Here is a 19,308-nt window from a genome sequence, read left to right as displayed (position 1 = left end):
GGGAGGTTTCGACCGTGGCGGGAGGGTGCCACCTTCTCCACGTCATCACCGGGCTCGTCCCGGAGAACGCGATCGGCAGACCGCCGAGCGCATCGTGCGGACGAAAGCGGGTCGCTGACGCGGCCCTCCGGGTCCGCCCCGAACGATGCTCGAGAGGCCGGCGAGCCGGCCCGGCTCACACGGCCTTCAGGTAGCGCATCGGCCGACCGGGCGCGATCATCTCGGCGGCCGAGATGATCCCCTGCGCGTCGATGCCGAAATGCCGGTAGAGGTCCCTGATCGTGCCGGTCTGGCCGAAATGCTCGACGCCGAGCGAGCGGGTGCGGTGGCCCATGACGGATCCCATCCAGGCCAACGTGGCCGGATGGCCGTCGATCACCGTCACCAGGCCGCAATGGGGCGGCACGTCGGCGAGCAGGCGCTCCACATGGGACCGGGCGTGGACGAGGCCGCGCTCGCGGGCGCGCTGGGCCGCCGTCCAGCCGGCATTGAGCCGGTCGGCGGACGTGATGGCGAGCAGGCCGATATCGCGCCGGTCCTCGGCCATGAGGCCGACGGCCTCGATGGCCTCCGGGGCGACGGCCCCCGTATAGGCGACGATCACCTGGGCGTTCGGGCCGGGCTTCCGGAGCCAATAGGCGCCGGCCATGATGTCGGAGGCGAGCTCCGAGGTCATCTCGCGCTGGGGCTGCTCCAGGCTGCGGGTCGACAGGCGCAGGTAGACCGAGCCGCCGGTCTCGTCGCGCAGCCAGGTCCTCTCGTCCGCCTCGCCCTCGCCGTCGCGCTGCATGTAGTCGAAAGCAAAGCGCATGATCACGGCGAGCTCGTCGACGAAGGCCGGCTCGAAGGAGGCGAGCCCATCCTGCGCCAGCCCGACGAGCGGCGTGCCGATCGACTGGTGTGCGCCGCCCTCGGGCGCCAGCGTCACGCCGGACGGGGTGGCGACGAGCAGGAAGCGGGCATCCTGGTAGCAGGCGTAGTTCAGGGCGTCGGCGCCGCGGTAGATGAACGGGTCGTAGAGGGTGCCGATGGGCAGGATCCTCTCGCCGAACAGGGAATGCGAGAGGCCCAGGGCCGAGAGCACGATGAAGAGGTTCATCTCGGCGATGCCGAGCTCGATATGCTGGCCCTTGGGCGAGAACTCCCAATTGTAGGTCGAGGGGATCCGCTCCTTCTTGAAGGTGTCGACGAGGCTCTCCCGGGCGAAGAGGCCGCGCCGGTTGACCCAGGCGCCGAGATTGGTCGAGACCGTCACGTCGGGCGCCGTGGTGACCACGCGGGAGGCCAGCGCATGATCGGACCGCGCGAGTTCGTTGAGGATGAGCCCGAAACCCTGCTGGGTCGACATGGCGGGATTGGCCGGGAAGGCGAGCTTCTCCGGCACCGGCACCTGCGGGGCCGTGTAGCGCCGGGTGCCCTTCTGGATGAACGGGACCTCGCTCAGGAAGCGTTCGATCTCTCCCCCGGAGATCCCGAGGCCTTCGAACTTGTCCCATTCGTGCCCGGCCCGCACGCCCTGGGTGGCCTTCCAGGCCTCCATCTGGGTCGGCGTCAGCATGCCGGAATGGTTGTCCTTGTGGCCGGCGAGCGGCAGGCCGAATCCCTTGATCGTATAGGCCAGGAAGCAGACCGGCCGGTCGTGCTGGCGGGCCTTCTCGAAAGCGTCGAGCAGGCTCGGCAGATCATGGCCGCCGAGATTGGACATGAGACGCGCCAGTTCCTCGTCGGAACGCTTCTCGATCAGCCGGGTGACCGGCCCCTGGTCGCCGAGATCGTCGAGAAGACGCCTGCGCCAGGCGGCCCCGCCCTGGAAGGTCAGGGCCGAGTAGAGCTGGTTGGGGCAGGAATCGATCCAGTCCCGCAGGCGTTCGCCGCCGGGTTCCCGGAACGCCTCCTGCATCAGGGAGCCGTGCTTGAGGATCACCACGTCCCAGCCGAAATTGCGGAACAGCGCCTCGAAGCGCTCCCACAACCCTTCGCGGATGACGGCGTCCAGGCTCTGCCGGTTGTAGTCGATGATCCACCAGGTGTTGCGGATGCCGTGCTTCCAGCCCTCCAGCAGGGCCTCGAAGATGTTGCCCTCGTCCATCTCCGCGTCGCCCACCAGCGAGATCATGCGGCCTTCGGGGAGGTCCTTCGCCCAGCCATGGGCCTTCACGTAATCCTGCACGAGGCTGGCAAACAGCGTCTGCGCCACGCCCAGGCCCACCGAGCCCGTGGAGAAATCCACGTCGTCGATGTCCTTGGTGCGGGACGGATAGGATTGCGCGCCCTTGTAGCCGCGGAAATTCTCGAGCTTTTCGCGGGTCTGGCGGCCGAAGAGATACTGGATCGCGTGGTAGATCGGGCTGGCGTGCGGCTTGACCGCCACCCGATCCTCGGGCCTGAGCACCGAGAAGTAGAGCGCCGTCAGGATCGTGGACAGGGATGCCGAGGAGGCCTGGTGACCGCCGATCTTCAATCCGTCCTCGTTGGCGCGCAGGTGATTGGCGTTGTGGATCGTCCAGGTGGACAGCCAGAGCACCTTGCGCTCGAGTTCCTTCAGAATGCTCAGGTGCCGTGCATCGGCCATGGTGTCGTCTCCCGGTTTCGCCGAGATATACGCCCGAAGCTTCAGGGAGGCGAGGCCGAAGCCTCCGGCGCCGGATTGGCATTTGGGAGGAGCCCGCGAAAACGAAAAGCCCGCCGAGCGGCGGGCCTTCGTGATGCTCTCGAACCTGAGAGAAATTGGAGCGGGCGAAGGGATTCGAACCCTCGACCCCAACCTTGGCAAGGTTGTGCTCTACCCCTGAGCTACACCCGCGCTCCGCGATGCGCGCGGCATCGTTGCGAGGCCGTTGATGTGCCCCAAAACGCGCCGCATTGCAAGAGGGGCCTGCCGATCTTTTCGCGGCAGGCCTTGAGCCTGCTTCATCCGGTCGCTAGAGCCTCGGACCCAAAAGTGGACACCACTTTTGGGATTCATCCGAGGCTCCCTCTCTTGACCGGCGCATCGGATAAGGCGGAAAACCGGGTCCACTTTTCGCTGACGCGGCCCTCCGGGTCCGTCCGATGCGCTAGAACGCAGGCCCGCATGGAGGTTGCACGCTTGGCCCATCTGTCCCCTCAGGAACTCCTGGAGCGCCTGTCCTCGCTCGGCATCAGGACCGAGACGGTCGCGCACGAGCCGGTCTTCACGGTGGCGGAATCGCAAGCTGTCAAGCAGCGGATTCCCGGAGCCCATACCAAGAACCTGTTCGTGAAGGACAAGAAGGGCCGCTACTTCCTGATTTCCGCCAAGCACGACACCGCCATCGACCTCAAGCGCACCCACGAGGTCCTCGGGGCGTCCGGGCGCCTCTCCTTCGGGTCTGCCGAGCAGCTGCGCGCCCTCCTGGGGGTCGAGCCCGGCTCGGTGACCGCCTTCGCCGTGGCGAACGATACGGAAGGCAGGGTCACGATGGTGCTCGACGCCAACCTCATGGCGCACGAGCGGGTCAATTTCCATCCCCTGATCAATTCCATGACCACCGGGGTGTCGCGGGAGGATCTGGTGGCGTTCCTGAGGGCCACGGGGCACGATCCGCTCATCCTGCGCCTGCCGGAGCCGCCGGCGGAATTGCCAGACGACGCTCAAGCTCCCATGTAAGGTTTCGTCCTTCTCAACGCCTTTCACCTTTCGAGGATCGCATGCTGTCCGATACCCCCGTTCCCGGAACCTCCTCCGACGATCTCGTGAAGGACACCACCACGGCGGCATTCCGCCAGGACGTGCTCGCCGAATCCATGCAGCAGCCCGTCCTGGTGGATTTCTGGGCTCCCTGGTGCGGGCCCTGCAAGCAGCTCACCCCGATCCTGGAGAAGGCCGTGCGCGCGGCCGGCGGCAAGGTGAAGCTCGTGAAGATGAACATCGATGAGCATCCGCAGATCGCCGGTCAGCTCGGGGTGCAGTCGATCCCGGCCGTCTTCGCGTTCCAGCGCGGTCAGCCGGTGGACGGCTTCATGGGGGCCCTGCCGGAAAGCCAGGTCAAGAGCTTCATCGAGCGCCTGACCGGCCCCCTCGGCCCCAGCGCGGCCGAGGAGCTCCTGGCCGAGGCTGATCGCCTTCACGCCGAAGGCGATATCGGCGGCGCGGCCGAACTCTACTCCGCCGTTCTCGCGCAGGACCCGGAGAATGTGGCGGCCCTGGCGGCCCTCGTGAAGCTGCATGTGGAGGTCGGCGATCTGGAGGGCGCCCAGCGCTTCCTCGCCATGGCCCCGGCGGCGAAGGCCAACGATCCGGCTCTCGTCGGCGCGCGGGCGGCGGTCGAACTCGCCGAGCAGGCGGGCTCGCTCGGCGACCTGGCGGACCTCCAGCGGCGGATCGAAGCCGATCCCATGGACCATCAGGCCCGCTTCGATCTGGCCGTCGGCCTGAACGCCCGCGGGCGGCGGGAAGAAGCTGCCGACCACCTCCTTGAAATCGTCCGCCGCGACCGCAATTGGAACGATGACGGCGCACGCAAGCAGCTCGTCCAGTTCTTCGAGGCCTGGGGCCCGATGGACGCGATGACGCTGGCAGGGCGGCGGAGGCTCTCCTCGCTCCTGTTCTCTTGACGCTGTCCAACGCGGTTTAGGAGATCGGGATGGGAATGAACGCGGTATACCGAGGGCCGGAGGATTGCCCGTCGGTCATTCCCGTCTTTCCGCTCCCCGGCGCCCTCCTCCTGCCGCGCGGTCAGATGCCTCTCAACATCTTCGAGCCACGCTACCTGGCGATGATCGACGAGGCGCTGAAGACCGACCGGATCATCGGCATGGTGCAGCCCGACGCGGACAACGATCCCCTGGCGAACGTGCCGAAACTCTACCGGATCGGCTGCGCCGGCCGCATCACCCAGCTCGCCGAGACCGGCGATGGCCGGTACCTCGTCACGCTCATCGGCATCGCGCGCTTCCGCATCGAGGAGGAGTTGCCGCCGGTCAGCCCGTTCCGCCGGTGCCGGGTGACGTTCGGGCCCTTCACCGACGACTTCACGGCTCGCGCCGGCGAGAACGACGTGGATCGTGCCGGCGTGGTCAAGGCCCTGCGCGACTTCGTCAACGCGGTGCATGTGAAGGTCGACTGGCGGGGCATCGAGGAGGCTCCCAACGAGGCCCTGGTCAACGCTTTGTGCATGATGAGCCCCTTCGGCGTGCGCGAGAAGCAGGCGCTGCTCGAAGCCCCCAATCTGAAGAGCCGGGCCGAGGTGCTGATCGCGCTCACCGAGATCGAGCTCGCCCGCGGCGGCGCCGGATCCGACTCGACCCTGCAATAGGCAAGCCCGCCCTAGGAATGAGCACGATGGTTCCCGACACCCCTCCTTCCGAGCCCCCCCAGCCCGTGGAGGCGACGCGGATCGATCCCAAGCTCCTGGAGCTTCTCGTCTGCCCGCTCACCAAGGAAACCCTCGAATACGACGCCGCCCGGCAGGAGCTGATCAGCCGCCGCGCCAGGCTGGCCTATCCGATCCGCGACGGCATCCCGATCATGCTGCCGGAGGAGGCGCGGCAACTGACGGATTGAGGGTTCCTTGCCCCTCCCCCGCACGCCGTCAGTCGACCTGGACGTGAGACCGGGCTCAACCGCCATGCCGTCACCGGGCCCGTCCCGGCGATCTCGATTGTTTGAGACTGACTGCTTTTCCGATCGGGATGGCCTGCCTTATCCCACGATGTCATCACCGGCCTTGTGCCGGTGATCTCGCTTCTGTGAGACGCGGCGCTTTTCGGATCGGGATGGCCGGCACAAGGCCGGCCATGCATGACATTCACGCGGACCGGGCGGCGATCGCGTCCGCCAGCGCCAGCGTCCGCTTCGCCATCTCAACATGCAACCGCTCGACCATGCGGCCGTCGAGGCTGATCGCCCCCTTTCCGGCGTTCTCCGGCTGCTCGAAGGCCGCCACGATGGTCTTCGCCTTCCCGATCTCGTCCGGCGCCGGGGCAAAGATCTCGTTGGCCGTCGCGATCTGATCGGGGTGGATCAGCGTCTTGCCGTCGAATCCGCCGTCGCGGCCCTGCTCGCATTCCGTGCGCAAGCCCTCAGGATCGGTCAGGTGGTTGTAGACGCCGTCGAGGATGTCGAGGCCGTGCGCCCGCGCGGCGGCGAGCACGGTCATCAGCCAGGGCAGCATCACGGCGCGCCCCGGCAGCAGGCGCGCGCGGGTGTCCTTGGCGAGATCGTTGGTGCCCATGACGAAGCAGGAGAGCCGCGTGTCGACGTCGTGAGCCGCGCTCGCGATCGACTCGGCCCGAAGGATCGCGAGCGGCGTCTCGATCATGGCCCAGACCCTGGTGCGCTCCGCGGCGCCGAGCCTGCGAAGGCGCAGGCCGACCGCCGCGAGCGTCTCGGCCGACGAGACCTTGGGCACGAGCACCGCGTCCGGCGCTGCCGCGACGGCGGCCGCGAGATCCGCCTCGCCCCAGGGCGTGTCGAGCGCGTTGACGCGAATCACGAGTTCCCGCCGGCCGTAGCCTCCGGCCCGCACGGCCGCGCAGACCTGCTCGCGCGCCTGCGCCTTCCGATCGGGCGCCACCGCATCCTCCAGGTCGAAGATCATCACGTCGGCGGCCAGCGTCTTCGCCTTCTCGAGCGCGCGGGCATTCGAACCGGGCATGTAGAGAGCGCTGCGGCGCGGGCGAATCGGGATCATGGCTCTGTCCTCGGGTGTCCGATCGGTTGTAATGCTCGCGAGGGGATCGGCAAAGGAGACGCCGCGCATGTGGGTCGCAGGAGTCGATGGCTGCCGGGCAGGCTGGATCGCCGTGCTGATGCGCACGGACGACCCGACCGTCCATCGCATCCTGACCGTGCCGACATTCGCGGCCGTCGCGGATGCACCCGAGCGGCCGGCCGTGATCGCCGTCGACATGCCGGTCGGCCTGCCGGAGCGGACCGAAGGCTCGGGCCGCCCGCCGGAGCAGTTGATCCGCCCCCTGCTCGGCGAGCGGCAATCCTCCGTCTTCGCCATCCCGTCGCGCCGCGCCGTGGCGGCCACGGACTACGCCGAGGCCTGCGCGATCGCCGCCGCCACCTCGACCCCATCGCGCAAGGTCTCGCGGCAGGGCTTCGCCATCTTCCCGAAGATCCGCGAGATCGACGCGCTGCTGCGCGGCCGTCCCGATCTGGTATCCCGCGTCTTCGAGGTGCATCCGGAACTCGCCTTCTGGGCCCTGAATGCGGGCCGGGCGCTCGGGGAGCCGAAGAAGGTGAAAGGCACGCCCTACGGGCCCGGCATGGCGCTGCGGCGCGCTCTTCTCCGGCGATCAGGCCTCCTTCCCGAATCCCTCGTCGAGGCCTTTCCTCCCTGCGGAGCGGCCGAGGACGACCTCCTCGACGCGCTTGCGGGGTTGACGGTGGCGCTCGATCTCGCGAGAGGTGGAGGACAATCCTTTCCCGAGCCGCCCGGCCGTGACGCCCATGGCCTGCCGGTCGCCATCTGGACGCTCCGCAGGCAGCCCCAAGGTTCAACCATGTCCATCTCCCGCGCCGACATCGAAGCCGCCCATGCCCGCATCGCCCCCCATATCCGCCGCACCCCGGTCCTGACCCTGGGACCCGCCTTCGGCCATGACGGGCCGGTGAGCCTGAAGCTGGAATTCCTGCAGCATGCGGGCTCGTTCAAGACCCGCGGCGCCTTCAATACCCTGCTGTCGAACGAGGTCCCGGCGGCCGGCGTGGCGGCGGCCTCCGGCGGCAATCACGGGGCGGCCGTCGCCTATGCGGCGAAGGAGCTCGGCGTGAAGGCGCGCATCTTCGTGCCGGAGATCTCGAGCCCGGCCAAGATCGCCGTCATCCGCTCGCATGGGGCCGAGGTGGTGATCGGCGGCGCACGCTACGCGGATGCGCAGGCGGCCTGCGATCTCTTCGTGGAGGAGAGCGGGGCCCTGCGCATCCATCCCTTCGGCGCGACGAACACCATCATCGGCCAGGGCACGGCGGCTCTCGAATGGGAGCAGGATGGGCCCAGTCTCGACACCGTGCTCGTGGCGGTGGGCGGAGGCGGCCTGATCAGCGGCGTGGCGAGCTGGTGGGCCGGCCGGGTGAAGGTGGTGGGCGTCGAGCCGGAAGGCTCCCGCGCGCTCCATGCCGCGCTCGCAGCCGGGCGGCCCGTCGACGTGGACGTGGATTCGGTGGCGGCCGATTCGCTCGGCGCCAAGAACACGGGCGACCTCGTCTATGCGATCTGCCGCGAGACGGTCGACCACGTGGCCCTCGTCACCGATCCGGCGATCCGCGACGCGCAGCGGCTGCTCTGGCGCGACTACCGCGTCGCGTCCGAGCCCGGCGGCGCGGCGGCACTGGCGGCGCTGGTCTCAGGGGCCTATAAACCGCGCTCAGGCGAGCGCGTCGGCGTGCTGCTCTGCGGCGCCAATGTCGAGCTCGCCAAGCTTGCCGAAATCACTCATCCGTAATGGAAGGACGCCCATGTTCCCGCAACGTCTGACCGAAGGCTATCGCGCATTCCTCGACGAGCGCTTCCCGCGCGAGAGGAACCGCTTCGAGACCCTGGCCGAAAAGGGCCAGGCGCCCGAGGTGATGGTGATCGGCTGCTGCGACAGCCGCGTCTCTCCGGAGGTCATCTTCGACGCGAGCCCGGGCGAGTTGTTCGTGGTGCGCAACGTGGCGAACCTGGTGCCGCCCTTCGAGACCGGGGGCGATTACCACGGCACCTCGGCGGCGCTCGAATTCGCCGTGCAGGCCCTGCGCGTGAAGCACATCGTGGTGCTGGGCCATGCCCGCTGCGGCGGCATCCGGGCCTTCGCGGACGAGACCGCCCCTCTGTCGCCGGGCGACTTCATCGGCCGCTGGATGAACCTGATCAAGCCGGCGGGCGAGCGCATCGGCCCGCGTGGGGACGTGGACTTTTCCGACTACCTGACCCGTCTCGAACTGGCGGCGATCGAGAACAGCCTCAACAACCTGATGACCTTCCCGTGCGTCCGCATCCTCGTGGAGCGCGGCAAGCTGCAGCTCCACGGCGCCTTTTTTGGCGTAGCGTCGGGCGTGCTGATGGTGCGCGACCCGGAAACGGGAGATTTCCGGTCTGTGGTCGAGGACATGCCTCACCGCGTCTCCATGTTCAGGGCCCGCCGGGTCGACGCGCCCTAGGCGCCTCTTCGACCATGACTGGCTCAGGTTCGGTTTCCTTCGAGACCGTTCAGCGTTAGCGATTGACGCCCGTTCGACATGTAATAACATGTCGACATTGTTAAGGGGGCGTCATGTCTACTTTAGTCGTTTCAACCGCGAGAACCACCGAGGTCCAGCTCGACCCGACCACCTCCGCGGAGCTTCAGGTCACGCAGACCGGATCGATCACGACCGTCAACTCCGCCGTCACCGGAGGATCGCCGGGCTTGGAGGTCGTCGTCGACGGCGCGATCCGCTCGCAATTGAACGGGATCGATTTCGCAGCGGCCGGGTGTGCCATAACGGTCGGCCTCACCGGGATCGTCCGAGGCAGCATCAATGGCGTCTACCTCGGCGACGATGCCAACGTGGTGGTCAACAACGGTCAGATCTCGGCCTCTCCGCTATTGTTCGACAGCGCTGCCATCTAGCTCGACGGATCCGACAATCATATTTTCAACGACGGGATCCTGTCAGGCTTCTACGGAATCCGCGGTTCCGGCGTCCAAGGCGATGGCAATCTCAACCATATCGTCAATACCGGACAGATCGAGGCGGCCGATACCGGTATTCTCCTGAACGCCCCGACAACGCTGGTTCCCTCTCCGATCGCAGCGCCGAATACTCCCTACGGCGTGTTCAACAGCGGAACGATCGTCGCCGGCGTGAAAGGAATCCACGTTCAGCTCTCCGGCAACGTCACCAACAGTGGCGTCATTCAGGCCGGAGCCTTCGGCGTGACGTTCGGCACGGGCGAAACCTTCCTGAGCAATACCGGCACAATTGCCGCCCAGACTGCTGTTTTCGGCTCCTTCGAGCGGGACACCCTCCTCAACCAAGGCACGATCCAGGGCGCCATCTTCCTCAATGAAGGCGACGACCTCTACGACGGGCGCACCGGAACGGTGACCGATGTCGTGAATATGGGTGTCGGCGACGACATCGCCTATGGCGGCATCGGTGACGAGACCCTCATCGGCGGCGCCGACAAGGATTCTCTCTTCGGCAACGGCGGCTCCGACAGCCTGCTCGGCGGCAACGGAATCGACTATCTCGACGGCGGCGAAGGCGCCGACCGGATGGCGGGCGGTACCGGCGACGACACCTACGTGGTCGACAGCGAGACCGATTCTGTGACCGAGGCGATCAACGAGGGAACGGATCTCGTACGCGCCTCGATCTCCTATGCACTCGGAGTGAACCTCGACAATCTCTGGCTGACCGGCGACGCCGATCTCGCCGGCACCGGCAACGACCTGGCGAACAGGATCACCGGCAATGCCGGCAGCAACGTGCTCGATGGGCGCGCGGGCGCGGACGTCCTCGCCGGGGGCCGGGGCGACGACGTCTACATCGTCGACCACCAGAACGATCTGGTGACCGAGGCGGCCGACGAAGGATCCGACACGGTGCTGGCGTCCGTGTCCCATACGCTCGGCGGAAACGTGGAGAACCTCGTCCTCACCGGATCCGGCGACCTCGACGGCGCGGGCAACGACCTGGGGAACGCGATCACCGGAAATGCCGGCAGAAACGTGCTCAACGGCGGAGCGGGCGCGGATCAACTCGCCGGCCGCGAGGGCGTCGACACGGTCAGCGCCTCCGTGAACTACGCGCTCGGCGCCCATGTGGAGAACCTCGTCCTCACGGGCGCCGGCGACCTCCGCGGCATCGGCAACGATCTCGCCAACGTGATCACCGGCAATGCCGGCAGCAACCTCCTCGACGGCGGTGCGGGCGGGGACCGGATGGCCGGCGGCGACGGGAGCGACACCTATCTCGTGGACGATGCGAACGACCGCGTCGACGAGATGCTGGACCAGGGCCTCGATACGGTGCGCGCTGCGGTCTCCTACGCGCTTGCCGACAACGTGGAGAACCTTGTCCTCACGGGCGCCGGCGACAGCGACGGCACGGGCAACCATCTCGCCAACGCCATCATGGGCAATGGCGGCGCCAACCGCCTCGTGGGTGGCGGCGGCAATGATGCGCTCGACGGCGGCGCCGGCCAGGACATCGCGGTGTTCTCAGGGCTTCTGTCCGAGTACACCATCACCCGCAGCCCCGACGGCACCCTGACGGTCAGCGACACGATGGGTGGTGCCCGCGACGGCACCGACACCCTGAGGAACATCGAATTCCTGCAGTTCCAGGACGGCACGGTGACGCTGCCGACCCGGGCGCCGGTCGCGCCGGCCGTGCAGGGGTCCGTGACCCCGATCAGCGAGAACGCGGCACCGTTCACGCCCGTGGCGAGCGTGAGGAGTCCCGGCTTGGCCGACGGGGGCGCGGTCTATTCGCTGACCGTCAATCCCGGCGGCAAGTTCATGATCGATCCAACGAGCGGCCTGATCAGCCTCGTGGGCGCGGTCGACTACGAATCGGCGGAGGATGCCGACCTGCAGACCGAGACGGTCGGCACCCTGGTGCGCAAGTTCTACCTTCTCGCTGTCAAGGCCACCGAGACGCTCACCGGCTGGTCGTCCGGGGCGACCCCGGTGAAGGTCTACGTGACCGACGTGAACGAGGCCGCGACCGGCCTGTCCTTCACGGACGGGACGACGAAGGCCGCGATCGGCGAGGACGCCTCCGACGGGACGCTCATCGGGTCCTTGCAGGCCTTCGATCCGGAGCATGATGGGGAGCTCGTCTACGCGTTCGACACCACGGGCGCCAACGGGACGAGCGGCGCCGGCAATGCGGGCGGGCGGTTCAAGATCGAGAACGGCCAGCTGAAGGTGGCGGCGCTCACCGACGTGACCAAGATGGAAACCTACACGATCACCCTCAAGGTGACAGACAGGAACGGCGGTCCGGGTTCCGTCTCGGCCTACAAGGATTTCCACATCACGGTGAATGCGGCCGGCGAGGGCAACGCGCCGCCCAGCAAGCCGGTCGAGCGGCCCGGGACGATCAGCCTCTCCGAGAACGGCGGCGCGGTCCAGACGGTCGCGACTGTCCAGTCCCAGGATGCCGACGGAGATCCGTTCGGATACGAGCTCGTGGGTAATCCCGGCGACCTGTTCAGCATCGACGCCAACGGCGTGATCGCGTTCAAGGGTGGGGCGAACTACGAGTCGGCCAGCCTTGGTCTCGTGACCGAGAACCCCGGTCTCGAGTCCGAGAAGAAATATTTCAATGTGGTCGTGCGCGCCCGCGAGAGCGGTCCGAACGGCAAGGTTTCCGGCAACACGACCGTGAAGGTCAACCTCGACGACGTGAACGAGCGGCCGACCGGTGCGACCTATGCGGTCAGCGCGGCGACGAAGACCACGCAGCCCGGCACCACCCTGGCGACCCTGCAGGGCGTGATCGACCCGGACACGCGGGCGGGTTTCCGCACCTATTCCTATGCGCTCGTGAATGCCGATGGCAGTCCTTATGCGGGCAGCGAGTTCGCGATCGATGCGGGCGGCAATGTGAAGGTCGGTGCGGGCGGGCTGCGCGACGTATCCGGCACGACGGCGGTTCCGGTCTACGTCGAGATCGCCGATCTGAAGGACGCGTCCCTGACCGTGATCCAGCAGGTCGACCTCACGATCGGATCGGTCAACCATGCCCCGACCGACATCACCCTGACGAACACGTCGATCCGCGAACTGTCGTCCACGGGCGACTTCGTGGGCAGCCTGGGCGCGGCGGATCCGGATGCCGGCGACACGTTCACCTACGAGCTCCTGGACAGTGCCGGCGGCCGCTTCAAGATCGTCAACGGCCACGACCTCGTGGTGGACAACGGCTTCCGGCTCGATTTCGAGCAGGCGACCGCCCACACGATCAAGGTGCGGGTGACGGACAAGGTCGGATCGTCCTTCGTCAAGGACGTCACCATCGGGGTCATCGACTGGAATCCGGAAACCACGCCCGGCTCCGCCGCCGATGACGTGTTCTACGGCGGTGCGCTCGCGGACACACTTTCGGGCAACCTCGGCAACGACTGTCTCGTCGGCGGCGCGGACGCCGACATCCTCAAGGGCGATGGCGGCAACGACACCCTCTCGGGAGGCGCCGGCAAGGACAAGCTCTACGGCAGCAGCGCGTCCAAGGGCCTCAAGGATTCCGACGTCTTCCTCTTCGACACCGACCTGAAGAACAACAGGGCGGAAGCGAACAGGCACAAGGACGTCGTCTATGGCTTCGAGCACAAGAAGGACGCCATCTGGCTCGACGGCGACGTGTTCAGGACCAAGGCATTCACGAGCCTGGACAGGAAGGGCGGCGACGTGAAGGCCCAGAAGATCGGCAAGGCCTATGTCGCCCTCGGCAGCGCGAAGGACGGGAACGACTACATCGTCATCAAGACGATCGGGACCAAGAAGGCGCAGATCCTTTTCGACCCGGACGGCAGCGGCCGCAAGGCCGCCGTCGAGATCGCGACGATCCATTACGAGCCCAATCCGAAGAAGATGGGCGGCGCGCTCGACCACACCGACTTCTTCATCATCTGATCGCGGCTCTGCCGCGCAGGTGAGCCTCGGGATCCATGAGCCCCGAGATCCATGAGCCCCGAGATCCATGAGCCCTGAGATCCATGAGCCCTGAGATCCGGGCGCCTTGGGATCCGGACACCGCGGACGTAAAAAGAGCCGCTGTCGTTCCGACAGCGGCTCCGTGACTTCATATGCGGGGCAGGAACGCCGCGCGTCGGGTCTCAAGACTCAGGCGGCCTGCTTCTTGGGCTTCAGCAACCCGCGATTGGCCATGGCCTCGGCGATCTGCACGGCGTTCAAGGCCGCGCCCTTGCGCAGGTTGTCGGACACGCACCAGAACGACAGGCCGTTCTCGACGGTGATGTCCTCGCGGATGCGGGAGATGTAGGTGGCGTCCTCGCCGGCTGCCTCGTGGGGCGTGATGTAGCCGCCGGGCTCGCGCTTATCGACCACCATGATGCCGGGGGCGGCGCGCAGGATGTCGCGCGCCTCGTCGGCCGTGATCGGCTTCTCGAACTCCACGTTCACCGCCTCCGAGTGGCTGATGAAGACCGGCACGCGCACGCAGGTGGCCGTGAGCTTGATCTTCGGGTCGAGAATCTTCTTGGTCTCGGCCGTCATCTTCCACTCTTCCTTCGTGTACCCGTCCTCCATGAACACGTCGATATGCGGGATCAGGTTGAAGGCGATGCGCTTGGGGAACTTCTTCTCCTGCACGTCCTGGAGCGAGTAGAGCGCCTTGGTCTGGCGGTCGAGCTCGTCCATGCCGTCCTTGCCGGCGCCGGAGACCGACTGATAGGTGGCGACGACCACGCGCGTGATGGTGGCGGCGTCATGGAGCGGCTTGAGGGCCACGACGAGCTGGGCCGTGGAGCAGTTCGGGTTGGCGATGATGCCCTTCTTCATGTCGCGCAGCGCCTCGGCATTCACCTCCGGCACCACCAGGGGCACCTCGGGGTCGTAGCGCCAGGCGGAGGAATTGTCGATCACCACCGCCCCTTGGGCGGCGATCCGGGGCGACCATTCCTTGGAGACCTCGCCGCCCGCCGACATGAGGCACAGGTCGACATCGGAGAAATCATAGGTGTCGAGGGCCTTCGTCTTGAGCGTCTTGTCGCCGTAGGAGACCTCCGTCCCCTGGCTGCGGCGGGACGCGAGCGCCACCACCTCGTCGGCCGGGAAGGCCCGCTCGGCCAGGATGCTCAGCATCTCGCGGCCCACATTGCCGGTCGCACCGACGACGGCGATCTTGAAACCCATTGATCTTCTCCTGTTGTCGCTCTCCCCGGAAATATGAAAACCCTGTTCGGGTGCTGCCTCTCGCCCCGACGGGAGAGAGGACCGGGGACGACGAGGCTTATTCGGCCGTGGTTTTCACGGTCGAGGTTTTTCCAACCACTTTGGCGGTTTTCGTTTTGCTCGTCGTCGGGGTGAGCATCGCCATAGCCATCGTCCATCCAGAAGCCGGCTTCCGGCTTCGATACGCGGTCAGCAACACACCAAAGTCACGCTGTCGTCAAGCGTTTCCTTGATGGAGCCGGCATTCAGTCGCCCGCCAGCACATCGGTCGAGAGATTGAACCGGTAGAAGACCTTGTCCATCCGCTCGGCTCCGAGGCGCTCGTAGAACGCCTGCGCGCCCGTGTTGGTGCCATCCGTCGTGAGATCGATTCGGGTGAGATTCTGCGCCCTGGCGTGCTGGGCCAGCCAGCGCATCAGCTGGGCGCCCACCGTCTGGCCACGCGCAGGTTCGGCGACGAACAGCTCCTTGACGAAGAGGAGGCCCGTGAGCCTGAAGCCGGGCCGCAGGATGGCGAAGCAGGCAAGGCCCGCGGCCCGCCCGTCCCGAACGGCCAGGGCGTAGCGCGTGCCCTCCGCCTCCCGCATGGAGCGTTCCACCATCGCCTGGATCGGCTCGAGGGGTCGGGCCACCTCCGGGCCGCCGTAATGCAGGTCGAGCGCCCGGACCAGGGCTGCGATCTCGGCGGCATCCTCTAGGGTGGCGAGACGGATGACGGTCTGGGTCATGGAGGGGCTCGGGCTGGTTAAGCTTCGGTTTACCCTGCTTAGCAAAACCTTTCGGACCCTGGCCAGTGTCACGGTAGAACATGGGGATGACGGGATCAGCAGGGTTGATTGGTTCAAACGATGCCGCGGGCGGTCTATGCCGAATGGGATGAGGACGACGTCGCCGACTGGATCGACGAACGCCCCGCCCGTCGACTCCGCCGGAAGTCCCTGCCCTGGCTGCGCATGGTCCTGCTCTCGACCTGTACCATCGCGGGCCTCGTCTATGCCGCGCTGGAGCAGGAGCCGAATAGCAAGCCGGCCGAGCGGCGGAAGGCGGTCCCGTCCTCGGTTCTGGTCGCCCCGGCGCCCGCCTGGACGTCCCTTCCCTCGTCTCCGTCCGTTTATGCCCTGGCCGGCATCTCCGGTCCTGTCGCGTCCGAAGTGCGCGAGCATGCGGACGGAGCCCGGGAGGACGCGCTGACCGTCGGGCGATTCGGCGATTTCCGCTATGCGCAGCTGGCTCTCGTCCAGGGGCCGGCCGAGCCACCGGGGAGCTTCTACATCGACACGGTCCGGCGGGCCGCGCGCTCGGGCCTTGCGGTCGCGCATCTGGGCCAGAGCCGCATGATCGCGACCAAATTCGGCCCGATGGAAGCCGCTCCCATGACCCTGTCGAACAAGGGCGAGCAGAGCTGCCTGGCCTTCCGGTTCTCCGGTCCGGCCGCCGTGTTCGGATTCCAGGGCTGGCTGTGCGGCTCCGCGGCTCCCGAGGATGGGCAGCTCGCCTGCTTCATCGACGGCATCGTCCTGACCGGCGGCACGAATCCGTCCCTGAAGGCCGTGTTCGCCCAGGCCGAGCGCAGCCGGGGCGAATCGTGCGGACCAGGGGCTCGCACCCTTGGGACCGTCAGGCCTCCGGCCCGACCGTGATGGCCACCCGGTGCATGACGTTGCAGCCGTAGCCGTTGGGATTCCATCCGGCAGCCCTGAAGGGCTGGGCGCGGCCCTGCGAGTCCGTCGCCCGCGCGACGATCTCGTAAGAGCCGTCGCCCGGCAGCGTCAGCGTGGCTTGCCAGCGCACCCAGTCGTAGCGGTTGCGCGGGGGCGTCATGGCGGTCTCGATCCAGGTCACGCCGCCGTCAAGGGTGACCTCGACGCGCGCCACGTCGTCGTCGCCCGCCCAGGCGGCGCCCCGGACCGCGATGGCGCGCGTGCCCTCGGGATAGCGTCGACCATCGGCGGGCGCCGTGACGATGCTGCGCACGGGCATCGATTCGAGGATCCGGGTCTGCACCCCCTGGCCGTCCGAACCGGGTGCCAGCGGCCGGACGGGGAGGCGGTAGGACAGGCCGGTCATGCCCGGACCGTCGTGCTCCCGGTCGCGGATCCACACGCGCGTGAGCCATTTCTGGCTCAACGAGCCGGGCCAGCCGGGCACGACGAGGCGCAGGGGACCGCCATGGATGAAAGGCAGCGGCTCGCCGTTCATGGCCCAGACGAGCAGGGTGTGCTCCTCCAGGGCCTTGGCGATCGGCATGCCGCGCGACATGGCCTGCCGCTCATGGCTGCCGTGCTTGTCCGGATCGGCTCCGAAGTGGCCTGTGAAGCATGCCGCGTGCTTGAGGCCTGCTTCGTGCAGGACGTCGCCGAGCGAGACTCCGGTCCATTCCGCGCAGCCGACGCCGCCATGGGTCCAGGGGTTTCCCTCCGCGGCGGGCTCGAAGAAGGACCGGCCGTTGCCGCCGCATTCGAGCACCATGCGGAACGTTCTGTGCGGGAAGCGGCTCTTCAACTCCGCGAGCGTGAGGCGCAGCGGGCGCTCGACCTCGCCGTCGACGACGACATACCAGGTCTCTGGGTCGGCGGCCGGCCCGGGCAGCAATCCGTTGTTGCGGATGAAGAAGCGCCTGATCGGCGTCGTCTCGTCGTCGAGAAGCTCCTCGGGCGTCTCGGCCACCAGCGGGGTGTCGCTCAGCAGGCTCAGGCCCTCCTTCCCTGAGAGATCGAAACCTGCCTTCCTATCCTCCATCGGCTTTTGTCCTTCTCACCCTGTGCGAAATGTCACGCTTCGTCGGAACCATTTTAAGGGGGGCGGCCTTGTTTTCACATCATCGCACTTGATGATCGCGCACAGCACAAGGGACTGAGCGCCGTTCCTGGAGGATTACCCATGCGCCACTTCGCATTGTTGGGTTTGATATCGTTGGCTGCGCTGACGTCCGTCTCAGTGGTGGCTGAAGCGCAGACGCGAGACCGTCCTCTTGTTCTCCGAGTCAAACCACGCAGCTTCCTCGATCCGGGGCCGGTCGTGCCGGTCGGGACGATCAATCCGGGCTATACCGGCTACGGGCAGGCGCAATCCTACCTGCTGAGTCCACCCTATGCTCCAGCCGGTGCCGGTTTTGGCGTTGCCACCCTGCCCGATCCGATCACCAACGGGCCCTTCGTCGGCTCGCGCAATCCGTTCCCGATGTTCGGCGGCCCGGACGTCCAGGCGACAGGCTCGATCCGCTGATGTCTCCCCCGAGACGGATGGCCCCGGGCATGGCCCGGGGCTTTCGCCGTTACGACTGGGCTTCCAGTTCCTTGACGATGGCATCGCCCACGTCCTGCGTGCCCACCGCGTTGGCGCCGGGAGCCGCGATGTCCTTCGTGCGGGTGCCGGAGGCGAGCACGTTGGCGATGGCCCGGTCCAGCCGATCCGCCTCGTCGAGGAGGCCGAAGGAATAGCGCAGGGCCATGCCGAAGGAGCCGATCATGGCGATCGGATTGGCCAGTCCCTTGCCGGCGATGTCCGGGGCGGAGCCGTGCACGGGCTCGTAGAGCGCCTTGCGCTGGCCGGTCACCGGATCCTCGGCCCCCAGGGAGGCGGACGGCAGCATGCCGAGCGAACCGGTGAGCATGGCGGCGATGTCCGACAGGATGTCGCCGAACAGGTTGTCGGTGACGATCACGTCGAACTGCTTGGGCCAGCGCACGAGCTGCATGGCGCAGTTGTCGGCGAGCACGTGCTCCAGCTCCACGTCGGAGAACTCGGCCTTGTGGATGCGGGTGACCACCTGGCGCCAGAACACGCCGGTCTTCATCACGTTCATCTTCTCGGCCGAGGAGACCTTGTTGCGGCGCTTCCTGGCGAGATCGAAGGCGACGCGCGCGATCCGCTCCACCTCGTGGGTATGATAGAGCTGCGTGTCGACGGCGCGCTGGGAGCCGTCCTCCAGGGTCACGATCTCCTTCGGCTCCCCGAAATAGACCCCGCCGGTGAGCTCGCGCACGATCATGATGTCGAGGCCTTCCACCACCTCGCGCTTGAGCGAGGAGGCATCGGCCAGGGCCGGATAGCAGATCGCCGGGCGAAGGTTGGCGAAGAGGCCGAGGTCCTTGCGCAGGCGCAGCAGGCCCGCCTCGGGGCGCACCGCATAGGGCACGCTGTCCCATTTCGGGCCGCCCACCGCGCCGAACAGCACCGCATCGGCTTCCTGCGCGCGGCTCATGGCGGCATCCGAGATCGCCGCCCCGTGGGTGTCGTAGGCCGAGCCGCCGACGAGATCCGTCTCGGTCTCGAAGCCCAGCCCCCGCTTGCGGAACCAGCCCACAATCTTCTCGACCTCGCGCATGACCTCCGGGCCGATGCCGTCGCCAGGGAGAAGGAGAAGCTTGTGCGTTGCCATGGGAAGACCCCTGTTCTGTCGTGATCGAATGCAGGGCCCTTAAAGAGCCGAATGTGCGGCTTGGC

The 19,308-nt window shown here is 67.2% G+C and carries 16 protein-coding genes and 1 tRNA gene; 10 read left to right on the top strand and 7 right to left on the bottom strand.

Annotation, left to right across the window (positions count from 1 at the left end; all coding sequences use genetic code 11):
* Positions 1–175 precede the first annotated feature (175 nt).
* Together NF876_RS19265 and NF876_RS19260 are read right to left on the bottom strand one after the other, a co-directional pair.
* Positions 176–2,572 carry a thiamine pyrophosphate-binding protein gene (locus NF876_RS19265; protein WP_262270279.1) on the bottom strand — a complete coding sequence of 799 codons (2,397 nt, stop codon included), beginning with the start codon at positions 2,570–2,572 and terminating at the stop codon, positions 176–178.
* Positions 2,573–2,728: 156 nt separating this feature from the next.
* Positions 2,729–2,803 (bottom strand) — tRNA-Gly (locus tag NF876_RS19260).
* 285 nt (positions 2,804–3,088) lie between these two features.
* Here NF876_RS19260 and NF876_RS19255 point away from each other — a divergent pair.
* The 4 genes from NF876_RS19255 to NF876_RS19240 are packed head-to-tail and all read left to right on the top strand — an operon-like array spanning position 3,089 to position 5,524.
* Entirely contained in the window at positions 3,089–3,628 is a 540-nt protein-coding gene (locus NF876_RS19255; RefSeq protein WP_262270278.1) for a prolyl-tRNA synthetase associated domain-containing protein, read from the top strand.
* Positions 3,629–3,669: 41 nt separating this feature from the next.
* The gene (gene trxA / locus NF876_RS19250) at positions 3,670–4,575 is read left to right on the top strand and encodes a thioredoxin (RefSeq protein WP_262270277.1); all 906 of its coding nucleotides are present in this window, start codon (positions 3,670–3,672) and stop codon (positions 4,573–4,575) included.
* Between the two features lie 29 nt (positions 4,576–4,604).
* Positions 4,605–5,276, top strand: a complete 672-nt coding sequence (locus NF876_RS19245; RefSeq protein WP_262270276.1) for an LON peptidase substrate-binding domain-containing protein — start codon at positions 4,605–4,607, stop codon at positions 5,274–5,276.
* 26 nt (positions 5,277–5,302) lie between these two features.
* Entirely contained in the window at positions 5,303–5,524 is a 222-nt protein-coding gene (locus tag NF876_RS19240) for a Trm112 family protein (RefSeq protein ID WP_262270275.1), read from the top strand.
* A gap of 244 nt (positions 5,525–5,768) precedes the next feature.
* Here NF876_RS19240 and NF876_RS19235 read toward each other — a convergent pair whose 3' ends face one another.
* Positions 5,769–6,653, bottom strand: coding sequence for an HpcH/HpaI aldolase/citrate lyase family protein (locus tag NF876_RS19235; protein WP_262270274.1), 885 nt, complete (start codon positions 6,651–6,653; stop codon positions 5,769–5,771).
* 67 nt (positions 6,654–6,720) lie between these two features.
* Between NF876_RS19235 and NF876_RS43170 the strand changes: the two genes are divergently transcribed.
* The 4 genes from NF876_RS43170 to NF876_RS19210 all read left to right on the top strand — a co-directional run bounded on the left by NF876_RS43170 (position 6,721) and on the right by NF876_RS19210 (position 13,581).
* The gene (locus NF876_RS43170; RefSeq protein ID WP_315975052.1) at positions 6,721–8,415 is read left to right on the top strand and encodes a serine/threonine dehydratase; all 1,695 of its coding nucleotides are present in this window, start codon (positions 6,721–6,723) and stop codon (positions 8,413–8,415) included.
* Positions 8,416–8,428: 13 nt separating this feature from the next.
* Positions 8,429–9,112: a carbonic anhydrase gene (locus tag NF876_RS19220; protein ID WP_262270273.1), complete on the top strand. Its 684-nt coding sequence runs from the start codon at positions 8,429–8,431 to the stop codon at positions 9,110–9,112.
* Positions 9,113–9,225: 113 nt separating this feature from the next.
* Positions 9,226–9,564 (top strand): hypothetical protein, encoded by a 339-nt coding sequence (locus NF876_RS19215; RefSeq protein ID WP_262270272.1) that lies wholly within the window; start codon positions 9,226–9,228, stop codon positions 9,562–9,564.
* A 204-nt stretch (positions 9,565–9,768) separates the two neighbouring features.
* Positions 9,769–13,581 (top strand): hypothetical protein, encoded by a 3,813-nt coding sequence (locus NF876_RS19210; protein WP_262270271.1) that lies wholly within the window; start codon positions 9,769–9,771, stop codon positions 13,579–13,581.
* A gap of 210 nt (positions 13,582–13,791) precedes the next feature.
* On the opposite strand, the gene NF876_RS19205 is transcribed toward NF876_RS19210, so the two are convergent.
* Together NF876_RS19205 and NF876_RS19200 are read right to left on the bottom strand one after the other, a co-directional pair.
* Positions 13,792–14,823 (bottom strand): aspartate-semialdehyde dehydrogenase, encoded by a 1,032-nt coding sequence (locus NF876_RS19205; RefSeq protein WP_262270270.1) that lies wholly within the window; start codon positions 14,821–14,823, stop codon positions 13,792–13,794.
* 284 nt (positions 14,824–15,107) lie between these two features.
* Positions 15,108–15,590, bottom strand: a complete 483-nt coding sequence (locus NF876_RS19200) for a GNAT family N-acetyltransferase (protein ID WP_262270269.1) — start codon at positions 15,588–15,590, stop codon at positions 15,108–15,110.
* A 108-nt stretch (positions 15,591–15,698) separates the two neighbouring features.
* On the opposite strand from NF876_RS19200, the gene NF876_RS19195 reads away from it, so the two are divergent.
* Positions 15,699–16,502, top strand: coding sequence for a hypothetical protein (locus NF876_RS19195; protein ID WP_262270268.1), 804 nt, complete (start codon positions 15,699–15,701; stop codon positions 16,500–16,502).
* Here NF876_RS19195 and NF876_RS19190 read toward each other — a convergent pair.
* Entirely contained in the window at positions 16,480–17,601 is a 1,122-nt protein-coding gene (locus NF876_RS19190; protein WP_262270267.1) for a sulfite oxidase, read from the bottom strand. The genes NF876_RS19195 and NF876_RS19190 overlap by 23 nt on opposite strands.
* A 141-nt stretch (positions 17,602–17,742) precedes the next feature.
* On the opposite strand from NF876_RS19190, the gene NF876_RS19185 reads away from it, so the two are divergent.
* Positions 17,743–18,087, top strand: coding sequence for a hypothetical protein (locus NF876_RS19185; RefSeq protein ID WP_262270266.1), 345 nt, complete (start codon positions 17,743–17,745; stop codon positions 18,085–18,087).
* A gap of 49 nt (positions 18,088–18,136) precedes the next feature.
* On the opposite strand, the gene leuB is transcribed toward NF876_RS19185, so the two are convergent.
* Positions 18,137–19,243, bottom strand: a complete 1,107-nt coding sequence (leuB, locus tag NF876_RS19180) for a 3-isopropylmalate dehydrogenase (protein ID WP_262270265.1) — start codon at positions 19,241–19,243, stop codon at positions 18,137–18,139.
* Positions 19,244–19,308: the final 65 nt, after the last annotated feature.

The organism is Microvirga yunnanensis (genome assembly GCF_025460875.1).
This window is presented reverse-complemented; position numbering and strand designations above follow the sequence as displayed.